This window comes from Sphingomonas sp. (genome assembly GCF_050725575.1).
Taxonomy (GTDB): Bacteria; Pseudomonadota; Alphaproteobacteria; order Sphingomonadales; family Sphingomonadaceae; genus Sphingomonas.
In genome coordinates, this window is sequence record NZ_JBOHHW010000004.1 from 236627 (window position 1) to 249963 (window position 13337).

Here is a 13337-nt window from a genome sequence, read left to right on the forward strand (position 1 = left end):
TCATTCGGCTATCCTCTATTTTCTTTTATCCGATAAATCGGCTTTCTATCGATCGATCGCTGCGCTATCAACCGTGAAACGCAGCCGATCGGCTGTAAAAATGCGTAGGAGGGGTAAATGACCTGCTGCTGGAACCCGCCAGGCGGGACCATAGGCTGATGGTGGACGATCAGGTGAAGCTGCGTTCGCGTGCATGGTTCGACAATATCGACAATCCGGACATGACCGCGCTCTATGTCGAGCGTTATCTCAATTATGGGCTTAGCCTCGAAGAGCTGCAGTCCAATCGGCCAATCATCGGCATCGCGCAGTCGGGCTCCGACCTGGTGCCGTGCAACCGGCATCATCTGGTGCTCGCCCAGCGCGTGCGCGACGGCATCCGCGAGGCTGGCGGCATCCCGATCGAATTTCCCACTCACCCGATCCAGGAGACGGGCAAGCGGCCGACCGCCGGACTCGATCGCAACCTCGCTTATCTCGGGCTGGTCGAGATCCTGTACGGCTATCCGCTCGATGGCGTGGTGCTGACGATCGGTTGCGACAAGACCACGCCCGCCGCGCTGATGGCGGCGGCGACGGTCAACATCCCGGCGATCGCGCTGTCGGTCGGGCCGATGCTCAATGGCTGGCACAAGGGCGAGCGGACCGGCTCGGGCACGATCATATGGAAGGCGCGCGAGATGCTCGCGGCGGGCGAGATCGACTATAAGGGCTTCATCGCGCTGGTCGCATCGTCGGCGCCGTCAACCGGTTTCTGCAACACCATGGGCACCGCGACGACGATGAATTCGCTGACCGAGGCGCTCGGCATGTCGCTGCCGGGATCGGCGGCGATTCCCGCCCCGTATCGTGACCGCCAGGAAGTGGCGTGGGAAACCGGGCGGCGCATCGTCGAAATGGTCAAGGCCGATCGCAAGCCGTCCGACATCCTGACCCGCACCGCCTTCCTCAATGCGATCCGGGTCAATTCGGCGATCGGCGGATCGACCAACGCGCCGATCCATCTGAACGCCATCGCGCGCCATATCGGCGTCGACCTGACCCTGGCGGACTGGGAAACGACCGGTGCCGACGTGCCGTTGCTGGTCAATTTGCAACCGGCCGGCAAATATCTCGGTGAGGATTATTATCGTGCCGGCGGCGTGCCGGCGGTGATGGGCTTGCTGCTCGAAGCGGGGCTGATCGACGGCAGCGTGATCGCCTGTAATGGCCTCAGCGTAACCGAGAATGTCGGCGGCAAATCGACTGAGGATGCCGATGTTATCCGGCCCCTGGCCGATCCGCTGAAACAGGGGGCGGGCCTGTCGGTGTTCAGCGGCAATCTATTTGATGGCGCGGTGATGAAGCTGAGCGTCATCTCCGATGAATTCCGCACGCGTTATCTCAGCGATCCGAGCGACCCCGATGCGTTCGAGGGACGGGCGGTCGTGTTCGACGGGCCGGAGGACTATCATCGCCGGATCGACGATCCCGCCCTGGAGATCGACGATCGCACCATCCTGATCATGCGCGGCGCCGGGCCGGTGGGTTATCCCGGCGGCGCCGAGGTGGTGAACATGGGCGCCCCCGCCGCACTGATCCGCGCCGGCGTGCATGCGCTGCCGTGCATCGGCGACGGCCGTCAGTCGGGCACCAGCGGATCGCCCTCGATCCTCAATGCCTCGCCCGAAGCGGCGATCGGCGGTGGGCTCGCGATCGTGCGCACCGGCGATCGGATCCGCATCGATCTCAACACGCGCCGGGTCGATCTGCTGGTCGATGCAGCGGAGATCGAGAGCCGTCGCGTAGCGCTTGCCGCGAGCGACGACGCGATGTTCCCCGAATCCCAAACGCCGTGGCAGGAAATCCAGCGCGACCTGGTCGGTCAGTTCGATCGCGGGGCGGTGCTTGAATCCGCGGTGAAGTATCAGCGCATCGCGCAGCGGGGCTTGCCCCGGGACAGCCACTGATGCTGCTGCGCACGATCCCGCGCGAGCGCCGTGACATGCTCGGCGAAGGGCTGCTCTGGTCGGCGCGTGAGGACGCGGTCTATTGGACCGACATATTGGGCCGGCGAGTCAATCGGCTGCGGCTGGCGGACGACCGGGTCGATAGCTGGGAGGTGCCCGGTACGATCGGCTGGGTGATCGAGCGCGAGGACCAGCCCGGTTTCATCGCGGGTCTCGACCGACGGATCGTCGCGCTGACGCTCGATCCGGTGACGGTCGAGACGCTGGCCGATCCCGATCGCGACGGCAATCGGATGAACGACGCCAAGGCGGATGCCGCCGGTCGCATCTGGGCCGGGACGATGTCGATGGACGGGGAGGGGCCAAGCGGTTCCTTCTACCGCTTCGACACCGACCATACCGCGACGCGCGTCGATGATGGATACCGAATCGCCAATGGTCCGGCGATCAGCGCCGACGGTCGGATGCTGTTCCACACCGATAGCGGGTTGCGCACGGTCTACCGGTTCGCGGCGGATGAGGATGGGGCGCTCGGTCCGCGCGAGGTCTTTGTGCGCTTCGAGGATGGCTGGGGCGATCCCGACGGGATGACGCTCGATGCCGAGGGCGGGCTGTGGATCGCCTGTTGGGGTGCGGGCCGCGTCACGCGCTTCACGCCCGAGGGCAAGCGCGACCGCTCGATCGACTTGCCGGCGTCGCAGATCACCAATTGCACATTCGCCGGGCCCGGCCTCGACCGGCTGTTCGTCACATCCGCGGCCGACGGAGTCGACGAGCCGCTCGGCGGCGCATTGTTCGAAGTCGATCCGGGTTGTCGCGGCGCGCCGACCCATCGCTATCGCGGCTGATTAGGGAGAGAGACATGACACGAGCTTTACCGATAACGCTCGCAGCAGGCGCGCTGGCACTGACATTGGCCAGTCCGACACTGGCTGGCGAGGCCAAGCGCAGCAACTTTGGTACGCTGCCCGACGGACGCGCGGTTCCTGCCGTGACGCTGACCAACAGCCACGGCGTGTCCGCCACGGTGATCGCGCTTGGCGCGTCGTTGCAGTCGCTGATCATCCCCGACCGCAACGGCAGGAAGGCTGATGTGATGATCGGTTATGACAGCCTTGAGGGCTATGCGACCAAGCCCGAATATTTCGGCGCGACCGTGGGCCGTGTCGCCAACCGCGTCGCCGGCGGCAAGTTCAGCTTCGACGGCCATGCTTATGCCACACCGGTCAATAACGGGCCGAACTCGTTGCACGGCGGCACCAAGGGTTTCGACAAGGTGCTGTGGGAGGTGGTCGATACCAAGAGCGAGCCAAGCGCGTCGGTGACGCTGCGTTATGTCAGCCCCGATGGCGACATGGGCTATCCCGGCACGCTGACCACGCTCGCGACCTATTCGCTCGATGAGAAGAACCAGCTGACGATCGAATATCGCGCGACTACCGACAAGCCGACGCTCGTCAATATTTCCAACCATGCCTATTGGAATCTCGCCGACTCAGGGTCGCCGGGCGGGGCGATGGGCCATGTCGTGACGATCCCGGCCGAGCGCTACACGCCGACCGACGCCACCTCAATCCCGACCGGCAAGCTGCCCAGCGTGGCCGGTACCGTGTTCGATTTCCGTACGCCGCATGCGATCGGCGAGCGGGTGCGCGACGGGCGCGACACGCAGATCGTGTACGGACGCGGTTATGACCATAACTGGGTGATCGGCACCGCGGTGACCGCGCAGCCGCATTTGATGGCCAAGGTGACCGAGCCGGTGTCGGGTCGCGGGTTCGAGCTCTGGTCGAACCAGCCGGGACTGCAATTCTATTCGGGCAATTTCTTTGACGGGACGGTGGTCGGCAAGGGCGGCCAGATCTACCGCATGGGCGATGCGATCGTGATGGAGCCGCAGCTTTTCCCCGACGCGCCCAACCAGCCGGGCTTCCCCTCGGCCCGGCTCGATCCCGGCCAGACCTATCGCAACACCATCATCTACAAGCTGGTCACCGGCGCAAAACGCTGAGCAGCAGGAGGACATCATGAACCGACCAAAGACTATGCTGCTCGGTGCCGTGGCGATGCTGGCGCTCGCCGCCGGTCCGGCCGAAGCGCGCGAGCAATGGAGCAAGGCGCAGTCCAATGCCTGGTATGCGCGCCAGCCCTGGCTGGTCGGCGCCAACTACACACCCGCATCGGCGATCAACCAGCTCGAGATGTGGCAGGAAGCGACCTGGGACCCGGCGCAGATCGACCGCGAGCTCGGCTGGGCGCAGGGCATCGGCATGAATACGATGCGTGTGTTCCTGCACGATCAGTTGTGGGAGCAGGATCCCGAAGGGTTCAAGCGCCGCATCGACGCGTTCCTGACGATCGCTGCGAAGCACAAGATCAAGCCGCTGTTCGTGCTGTTCGACAGTTGCTGGGATCCCGACCCAAAGCTTGGGCCGCAACACCCGCCGGTCCCCGGCGTGCATAATTCGGGCTGGGTGCAATCGCCCGGCCTGCCCGGCCTGCGCGACAAGACGCGCTATCCGAAATACCGCACTTATGTCGAAGGCGTGATCGGTGCCTTTGCCAAGGACGACCGGATCATCGGTTGGGATCTGTGGAACGAACCGGACAATCCGGCCGACCAGTATAAGGGTCAGGAAGGCAAGGAGCCGCTGGTCCGAGCGCTGCTCGCGCAGGTTTTCGTGTGGGCGCGCGCCGCCGATCCGATCCAGCCGCTGACCAGCGGGGTGTGGTGGCATGACGATTGGGAGACCAGTTCGAAGCTGACGCCGATGGAGAAATTGCAGCTCACCCAGTCGGATGTGATCTCGTTCCACGATTACGGCTGGCCGGAATCGTTCGAGGGGCGGATCAAGCAGTTGCTGCCCTATGGCCGGCCGATCCTGTGCACCGAATATATGGCGCGCGGTAACGGATCGACCTTCGACGGGTCGCTGCCGATCGGCAAACGCTACAATGTCGCGATGATGAATTGGGGCTTTGTCGACGGGAAAACGCAGACGCGCCTGCCCTGGGACAGCTGGAAGAAACCCTATGTCCTCGAAGAGCCGACAATCTGGTTCCACGAAGTGTTTCGCGGTGACGGCACGCCATACCGCAAAGCGGAAACCGACCTGATCCGGCGGCTGGCCGCGGCGCCCAAGGGAAGCGTCCCGACCCAATAACCCATATGGCGGCGGCTTGACGCGTGCAGCGCACACCCGTTACCTATTTTCCGTGGTCTGACAAATAAGACTTGTCTCATTTGCGACGCGGATGTACCCGTCGCGCTCAGCCGGATGGAAAAAGCTGGCGCTCACTTGTCCTGGAGGGGTGACATGATCTCGAAATTTGGCGTGCTTTCGTCCGTATCGCTCTTGGCCATGCTTGGCGCGACGCCGGCATTTGCCAATGGCATTCAGGATGGGGTCGGCGCGCAAGCCACCACCCCTCAGGACCCGGCTGCTGTGCCGGTCGACCAGCCCGACGAGGAAAATGGCGACATCATCGTCACTGGCCTTCGCGCCTCGCTAGCCAAGGCGGCGACGATCAAGCGTGAATCAGCAAACGTCGTCGACTCGATCGTTGCCGACGATATCGGCAAATTCCCCGACCGCACCGTCGCTGCCGCACTGCAGCGGGTGCCGGGCGTGCAGGTCACGGTCGGCGACAATAACGAGATCGTTGGTCCGATCGTGCGCGGCCTGTCGGATATTCTGACCACGCTGGACGGGCGTGAAATCTTCACCGGCGTCGGCCGCGGCTTTGCCTATCAGGATTTGCCCGCCGAAGCGCTGGCCGGCGCCGATGTTTACAAATCGACCTCGGCCAATCTGATCGAGGGCGGCGTCGCCGGCCAGATCGACCTGCGGCTGCACAAGCCGTTCGATTTCGACGGCTTCACCCTCGCCGCCAATGGCCGCGCCATCTACACGCGCAACACGCATGAACTCAGCCCGGTGCTGGGCCTGCTCGTGTCGGATCGCTTCGATACCGGTATCGGTGAAATCGGCCTGCTTGCGGACGTCTCCTACTCGCTTAACCATTTCAATCGCCCGGTCGCATTCAACTGCGATTTCCGCGCCAATCCTCAGGGTGCGCCCGGCATCATCGCGCCAACCTGCGTCGGCGGTCTCAACCAAGAAGGGGATTATGAGCGCAAACAGGCCAATGTGGCGTTCCAGTGGAAACCGTCGCCCGACCTGCAGATCTACGCCAACGGCCTCTACACATCCTATGAGAACAAGTCGGCGAGCACGTTCCTGATCGACGACGTGTTCAGCGGCACGTTCAGCAATGTCACGACCAACGGGAAGTGCCAGAATTACACCGTCAACAATGACGGCTTCTTCGATTCCAAGGGCACCGTCCGCAATCTGTGCACGGCGCAGTCCTTCACCTCGACCAATCATGGCGGCTTCACTAGCACTCAGGCGCATCACGACAAGACCTCGGTCTATGTGATTTCCGGCGGTGCGAAATATGATTCCGGGTCGCTCTCGCTCTCGGCCGACATTTCGTATCAGCGCTCGCGGGTGCGTAACCAGAACTTCATCCTGGATATCCTGAAGAACGGCAACGGCATCGCCACTAACGTCAACACCAATGTTGGTGGTGGCACGCTCTTTACCGATCTCGCCGACGGCCTGGGCGATCCGACCAATTTTGCTCTGGGGCCACTCAACCAGGACAATATCCGCGACCGCGGTAAGGAATTCGCCGCCAAGGTGGACGGCGTCTACCGGCTGGATACAATCCTCGACACAATCCAGTTCGGTGCCCGCTTCGCTGATCATACCGCGCGGCATGAACAGTCCCTGGGCGGGACCAACGGGCCGGCTGGGGTACGCAATAGATTGATCACCGATGTGCCGTTTCTGGGTGCGGGCTTTCTGACTCACGCGTCGGGCATTCCGAGCGTGAACAACGGTTTTGGTGTGATCGTTCCTAACCAGGATTGGCTGCGCAATCCGGCGATTCAGGATCAACTGCGCGCCCTTTTCGGCCTTGGCGCCGGTTTCCCGGGCTTCACACCCGACCGCACGTTCGATGCCGCCGAGAAAACCTATGCCGGCTATCTCCAGGCGGGATACAAGATACCGCTGGGCGGCGTACTTGAGCTCGATGGCCAGTTCGGCGTTCGCTACACCCGCACGGACCGCTCGATCGCCGGCGCATCGAATGTGTTTCCTGAGGCGACACCCGGCAATCCGAACCCACCGCCAGTGCTGACGGCATACAGCGCGAACACCAGCGACGACGACTTCCTGCCGAGCGCCAGCGCCCGCCTGAAGTTCGGCGGCGGATTGCAGGCGCGTTTCAATTATTCGCGCTCGATCGCCCGGCCGAGCTTTGGCGATCTTAATCCCGGCCTCACCTATTTGATCTCGACCAATCCCAATATCCGGAATGCCGGTTCGGGTGGTAACCCCAATTTACGTCCGCAAAAATCCGACGCGTTCGACGCCACGCTGGAATATTATTTCCCGGGCAACGGCTTCATCGCGATCGGGGGTTATTACAAAACCATCAAGGACCGTGTGATCAGCCAGAGCCAGCTCGAAAAAATTGATGGCATAGATTACAATATCTTGCGTCCACGCAATGTCGGCGCGGTGTCGCTGAAGGGGGTTGAGGTCAGCGCGCAGACCTTCTTCGACTTCCTGCCCGGCGTATTTAGCGGCTTTGGGATATTCGGCAATTACACCTATGCCGACAGCAAGGTGAAAACTCCCGGCGATCCATTGTTCGGCCAGACAATTCAGGGCGTTTCGCGGCACAATTTCAACATCGGCGCACTGTATGAAAAGTTCGGCCTCACTGGCCGCGTGGTCTACACCTATCGCTCGGGCTATTATGACGAGAATTACGGCGGCACCACCGTCCGTCCGACCGGCCAGACGCTGGTGCTGAACCAGGTACGCCCGAACGGCCGTCTCGATGCCAGCCTGGGATATGAAATCACCAAGGGCATCACCCTGACGCTGGACGGCACCAACCTGACAAACGCAACGTATCGCAGCTATTATGGCGACCCGACCATGCCGCGCGACATGCGCTTCGACGATGCGACCTATTCGATCGGCATCTCCGCGAAATTCTGATCGATGAACTCCCCGACTGGCCGGTCCCTGTCGGCCGGTCGCCCTCAGGGCGGACCCGCTTTCGAGCGTGGTCCGCCTGTTTCTTTCACCGCGGCCGGATCAAGCCGTTGCGGAGGGTGACGAATGGACGATGACTTCCATCACATCTTCGATGATCTGCAGCATCGCGGCGCGCGATGCGTCGGGATCGCGTGCCTCGATTGCGCGCAGCACCGCTTCATGCGCGGCAAGATCCGCACTGCGGCCTTGGATACGGTTGGTGAAGCGGATCGAGGTGCGCAGCGCCGTTGCCACAACATCGCGAAATTGCGCGAAGAACGGATTGGCCGAGGCGCGCAGGATCGACAGATGGAAGGCGATATCCGCTTCGAGCGCATCGTCGTCGCCCGCCTCCGCTGCGGTCATCCGGTCGAACCCGGCACGGATCAATTGCAGCCCATGCTTGTCCGCAGCAGTCGCGGCCAGCGCCGCAGCGGCCGGCTCGATTGCGACACGCAATTCGTTGAATTCGCGCAGCAGCTTGAGCGAGAATTTCCGTTCGAGCAGCCAGCGCAGCACATCCGGATCGAACAGGTTCCAGGCGGTATCGGGCTGGACGATCGTGCCCTGGCGCGGCCGTGCGCTGAGCAGGCCCTTGGTGGTCAGCATCTTGACCGCTTCGCGCGTCACCGAACGACTTACACCATGCTGTTTGGACAGCTCCGCCTCCGTCGGAAAAGGCGTGTTGGTATAGCCGCCGGTGACGATCGTCTTCCCGAGATGGTCGAGCAGGCCATAGGTGAGATTACGCCCGAGGGACGTCCGGATTTCACCGGGATCTGTCGACATCGCTTGCACTCCCCTTTGCTCTGCTGCTAGTTATATAGATCATATAAATAGGCCGCGCATAGTCTACACATAGCGCCCCGGCCAATCAGGGGGAAGGGTTCCAGATGCAGCTCGCCACAATCGATATCGCCGTCGTCCTGGTCTATTTCGTGCTCATTTTCGGGCTCGCGCAATATGTTTCGCGGGACAAGGCGGGCGCCGGCCCCAAGAACACGACCGATTATTTCCTGGCGTCCAAGAACCTGCCGTGGTGGGCGATCGGCGCGTCGCTGATCGCGGCCAATATCTCGGCCGAACAGATCGTCGGCATGTCGGGATCCGGATATGCCATCGGCCTGGCGATCGCCTCCTATGAATGGATGGCTGCGCTGACCCTGCTGATCGTCGGCAAATATTTCCTGCCGATCTTCCTGAAGAACGAAATCTACACCATGCCGCAGTTCTTGGAGCGGCGTTATGGCCCGTCGATCCGAACGCTGATGGCGCTGTTCTGGCTCGCGCTTTATGTGTTCGTGAACCTGACCTCGATCATCTGGCTGGGGTCGATCGCCGTGACCAAGGTCGCCGGGATCAACCAAGATGTGGCGCTGGTCATCCTCGGCGCCTTTGCGCTGCTCTATCAGCTGCGCGGCGGGCTGAAGGCGGTCGCGCTGACCGATATCGTACAGGTGACTCTGCTTGTCCTTGGCGGCCTGATCATCGCTGCATTGACGCTCGGCGAACTGGGGCAGGGGGCGGGGATGCTCGCCGGGTTCAGCCGGCTGACCAAGGCGGTGCCGGATCATTTCCACATGATCCTGGAAAAGGGCGATCCGCATTATATGGACTTGCCTGGCCTGTCAGTGCTGATCGGCGGGATGTGGATTGCGAACCTGAGCTATTGGGGATTCAACCAATATATCATCCAGCGCGCACTGGCCGCGAAATCGATCGGTGAGGCGCAGAAGGGCATCATCTTCGCGGCCTTCCTGAAATTGCTGATGCCCGTGGTCATCGTCCTGCCGGGCATCGCTGCCGTAGTGCTCGCGCCAGATCTGGCCAAACCCGACGAAGCCTATCCGACCATGATGCGCCTGTTGCCAAGCGGGCTGCTTGGCCTGGTCTTCGCTGCCCTGATCGCGGCGATCGTCGCTTCGACTGCGTCCAAGATCAACTCGATCGCGACCATCTTCACGCTCGATCTTTATGCCAAGCGCCGTGGTGGCCGGAACCAAGGGGCCGGCAATGAGCGGCACTTGGTGTTCGTCGGTCGCGCCGCGGCGGTGGTGGCAATCCTGCTCGCCATCCTGACTGCGCGGCCATTGGTCGGCAGCTCTGAACAGGCGTTCCAGTTCATTCAGGAATTCACCGGCTTCTTCACCCCCGGCATCACGGTCATCTTCCTGCTCGGCCTGTTCTGGAAGCGCGCGAACGAAGCCGGCGCGCTGACCGCGGCCGCAGCCTCTGTGATCCTGTCCTGGACGTTCAAAGTCTGGATGCCGACGCTGCCGTTCATGGACCGGATGGGGCTGGTGTTCCTGATCGCACTGGCGCTTGCGGTGGGCGTGTCGCTGGTCACGCGCTCGCGTGCCGATACCGACACGATCGACACCGCCAATGTCAGCTACCGTACCGATACCTCGTTCAACGTCGGTGCAGTCGCGGTGATCCTGATCCTGATCGCGCTCTACGCCACATGGTGGTGAGTGGGCCCGCTTTCATCGCGATCGACTGGGGCACGACCAATCGCCGCGCCTATGCGATCGCCGCCGACGGCGCGGTGATCGATACGATGCGCGACGACAAGGGCGTGCTGGCCGTGCCGCGCGAGGCGTTCGCCGGAGAGGTCGCCGCGATCCGCGCGCGGTTGGGCGACCTGCCGATACTATGCGCGGGCATGGTCGGATCGACGCGCGGCTGGGTCGAGGTGCCTTATCGCGAATGTCCCGCCGATCTCGCTGCGCTGGCCGATGGGCTGGTGTGGGTCGAGCCCGGTCGGACCGCGATCGTCCCGGGACTCAGCATGATCGCCGATGGCCGCAGCGACGTGATGCGCGGTGAGGAAGTGCAATTGCTTGGCGCGGTCGCCGCTGGTCTCGCGCCGGCCGACGCGCTGCTGTGCCAGCCGGGCACGCATAGCAAATGGGCGCGGGTTCGCGGCGGCAGCGTTACCGGTTTTCGCACCGCGATGACCGGCGAGATGTTCGCGCTGCTCAAGGCGCATAGCTTGCTTGGCGATTTCCTCACCGGCGCGGTCGCCGATGGACCGGCGTTTCGCGAGGGGATGGCACTGGCACAGGACGATCGCCTGCTCTCCAATTTGTTCGGCGAGCGTGCGGGTGTCGTGCTCGGCCACCGCGACGCGGGAGAGACGGCCGCACGGGTGAGCGGCCTGCTGATCGGCACCGATGTGCGCGAGCAGGGGCTGAGCGCCGGGGAAAAGGTGCACATCCTCGCCGATGCGGCGCTGGGCGATTTATATGCGGCGGCGGTGACCGTGACGGGGGGCATGCCAGTGCTGCTCGACAGTCATGCCGCGTTCGCCGCCGGCATCACCGCGATCTGGAAGGCACATGATGGACGCTAGACCGACTCTCGTTTCCGCGCTGAAGCGCTGCCCGTTTGTCGCGATCCTGCGCGGCGTGACGCCGGGCGAGGTCGAGGCGATCACCGAGGTGCTGATCGCCGCCGGTTTCGGCATGATCGAGGTACCGCTCAACTCGCCCGATCCGTTCGACAGCATCGGCCGGATCGTGCGTCGCTTTGGCGACGATGCCCTGATCGGGGCGGGCACCGTACTGAGCGAGGCCGATGTCGCGCGCGTCGCCGATACCGGCGCGCAACTGGTCATCTCGCCCAATGTCGATACTGCCGTGATCGCCGCGACGGCGCGCGGGGGGCTGATTTCGCTGCCGGGCTATTTCACCCCCAGTGAAGCGTTCGCCGCGATCAATGCCGGTGCTACCGGTCTGAAACTGTTCCCGGCCGAGGCTGCTTCGCCGCGTATCCTCGGCGCACAGCGCGCTGTGATTCCCCGTTCCGTTCCTATCTTGGCGGTGGGAGGCGTATCGCCGGAGACGCTTCTGGATTGGTACGGCGCGTGTGACGGTTTCGGCCTGGGTTCGGCGCTGTACAAGGCCGGCATGAGCGTGAACGAGGTCGGTGCGCGCGCGGCGGCCTTCATGGATGCGCTGCGGCGCTCACCGCAGCCGTAACACCATATCGCTCTGGCGCCCGGTGCCTTTCACGACCACGCGATCAGCGAAGAAGTCGAGCCGGGCATAGGAGGTCTCGGGCGTGTCGAGCATCGCCTTCAGATTGACGTAATGAATCCCGGCACGGACGCCGTAATTGCCGTCATGATTATGCCCGTCGAGCCAGATTTTCGCTGACGCGTGGCGGTCGAGCAGCGCCATCACGGCCGGCGTATTCCACAGATTGTGCGGATTTTCGGGGTAGAGCGGAAAGTGGCTGAACAACATCGCCTTCAGTCCGCGCCGGTCCGCCTCGGCCAGTTGTGCATCGATCCAGCGCAACTGCGCATCGCCGATGCCGCCATCCCATAACGGCTTGTCGGCATAAAGCGCCGCATGCGCATCCATACTGCGCTTGTGCTCGGGGCTGCCCTCCGGCCAGCCATAGCTGCTGAGATCGTTGCCGTCGGTGACGATGAACAACCAGCCATGATCCTTGAAGCAATAATAGCGCGCCGGCATGCCAAGCTTCGCCACGATCAATGACTTGTGCGCGTCATCGACCGCGAATTCATGATTGCCGAGCGCGAAATGCCATGGATGCTTGAGCTTGCGCGCAATCGGCAGAAGCGCATCATAGCTCGGCCAGTCGTGGTCGATAAAATCGCCGAGATGAACGACAAAGGCGAGCCGCTGGCGGTTGAAATCGGCGATTGCGGCGGCGAGCTTGCCCGGTGCTGTGTGATAGAGCCGCTGCCCATTATCGGGCGCATCTACATATTGCGCGTCGGCGATCGCGCCGATGCTGAACGCCGGCCTTTCCTCGCGCTGTGTGGCCGGCACGTTCGCGCCAAGGCCGATCAGCGCGGCAAACAATATCATGACGCGCATCGCCGACTCCGGGAAGGCTTGGATTGAGGCGCCCCTAGGCGTGGTCATTGCGATTGTCATGCGCCTTTCATGGATGAGGTCTAGCGCGGCGAAGACTTGGGGCGAATCCCAGGCGGGGAGATAGAAGATGACGGCGCCGATGCGGCGGCCCGGCCGGCTTCCCCGCGAGGGGTGCGGTCGGTGAACGAGGTGACAGCCATCGCCGCGCGGCGTCATGCCGAGGGCGGGGAAGCGGAACTGCGGGTCGCGCTCCAACGCTTCGTTGAGGGGCGGCTGCGCGACCGGTGCGAAGGCGAGGATATCGTCCAGGAAACCTATGTCCGGCTTTACAGCTATCGCCGGTCGCGTCCGGTGACGGATGTCGGTGCCTTTTGCTTCGCTGTCGCGCGCAATCTCATCTTCGACCATCTGCG

The 13337-nt window shown here is 63.0% G+C and carries 11 protein-coding genes; 9 read left to right on the top strand and 2 right to left on the bottom strand.

Going from position 1 to position 13337, the window contains the following annotated elements:
* Nucleotides 1-158 precede the first annotated feature (158 nt).
* The 5 genes from ACRECS_RS04830 (at nt 159) to ACRECS_RS04850 (ending at nt 8032) form a co-directional block, all read left to right on the top strand.
* Nucleotides 159-1949 carry an IlvD/Edd family dehydratase gene (locus ACRECS_RS04830; protein ID WP_431581825.1) on the top strand — a complete coding sequence of 597 codons (1791 nt, stop codon included), beginning with the start codon at nt 159-161 and terminating at the stop codon, nt 1947-1949.
* Nucleotides 1949-2797 carry an SMP-30/gluconolactonase/LRE family protein gene (locus ACRECS_RS04835; RefSeq protein WP_431581826.1) on the top strand — a complete coding sequence of 283 codons (849 nt, stop codon included), beginning with the start codon at nt 1949-1951 and terminating at the stop codon, nt 2795-2797. Before ACRECS_RS04830 ends, ACRECS_RS04835 begins: the two co-directional genes overlap by 1 nt.
* 14 nt (nt 2798-2811) lie before the next feature.
* Nucleotides 2812-3960, top strand: coding sequence for an aldose epimerase family protein (locus ACRECS_RS04840; RefSeq protein ID WP_431581827.1), 1149 nt, complete (start codon nt 2812-2814; stop codon nt 3958-3960).
* 16 nt (nt 3961-3976) lie between these two features.
* On the top strand, nt 3977-5113 hold the full coding sequence (locus ACRECS_RS04845) for a 1,4-beta-xylanase (protein ID WP_431581828.1): 1137 nt from the start codon (nt 3977-3979) through the stop codon (nt 5111-5113).
* A 153-nt stretch (nt 5114-5266) separates the two neighbouring features.
* The gene (locus ACRECS_RS04850) at nt 5267-8032 is read left to right on the top strand and encodes a TonB-dependent receptor (RefSeq protein WP_431581829.1); all 2766 of its coding nucleotides are present in this window, start codon (nt 5267-5269) and stop codon (nt 8030-8032) included.
* A gap of 99 nt (nt 8033-8131) precedes the next feature.
* On the opposite strand, the gene ACRECS_RS04855 is transcribed toward ACRECS_RS04850, so the two are convergent.
* Nucleotides 8132-8860: a FadR/GntR family transcriptional regulator gene (locus tag ACRECS_RS04855; protein ID WP_431581830.1), complete on the bottom strand. Its 729-nt coding sequence runs from the start codon at nt 8858-8860 to the stop codon at nt 8132-8134.
* 104 nt (nt 8861-8964) lie between these two features.
* Here ACRECS_RS04855 and ACRECS_RS04860 point away from each other — a divergent pair, with 104 nt between their 5' ends.
* Genes ACRECS_RS04860 through ACRECS_RS04870 form a run of 3 tightly spaced genes read left to right on the top strand, consistent with a single transcriptional unit; the run spans nt 8965 to nt 12054 of the window.
* Nucleotides 8965-10545: a sodium/sugar symporter gene (locus tag ACRECS_RS04860; protein WP_431581831.1), complete on the top strand. Its 1581-nt coding sequence runs from the start codon at nt 8965-8967 to the stop codon at nt 10543-10545.
* Nucleotides 10536-11426 (top strand): 2-dehydro-3-deoxygalactonokinase, encoded by an 891-nt coding sequence (locus tag ACRECS_RS04865; protein WP_431581832.1) that lies wholly within the window; start codon nt 10536-10538, stop codon nt 11424-11426. Before ACRECS_RS04860 ends, ACRECS_RS04865 begins: the two co-directional genes overlap by 10 nt.
* Nucleotides 11416-12054 carry a 2-dehydro-3-deoxy-6-phosphogalactonate aldolase gene (locus ACRECS_RS04870; RefSeq protein ID WP_431581838.1) on the top strand — a complete coding sequence of 213 codons (639 nt, stop codon included), beginning with the start codon at nt 11416-11418 and terminating at the stop codon, nt 12052-12054. Before ACRECS_RS04865 ends, ACRECS_RS04870 begins: the two co-directional genes overlap by 11 nt.
* On the opposite strand, the gene ACRECS_RS04875 is transcribed toward ACRECS_RS04870, so the two are convergent.
* On the bottom strand, nt 12040-12924 hold the full coding sequence (locus tag ACRECS_RS04875; RefSeq protein ID WP_431581833.1) for a metallophosphoesterase: 885 nt from the start codon (nt 12922-12924) through the stop codon (nt 12040-12042). The two genes, ACRECS_RS04870 and ACRECS_RS04875, sit on opposite strands and share 15 nt — an antisense overlap.
* A 180-nt stretch (nt 12925-13104) precedes the next feature.
* Between ACRECS_RS04875 and ACRECS_RS04880 the strand changes: the two genes are divergently transcribed.
* Nucleotides 13105-13337 (top strand): RNA polymerase sigma factor (locus tag ACRECS_RS04880; protein WP_431581834.1); only part of this gene is annotated, 233 nt, incomplete at its 3' end.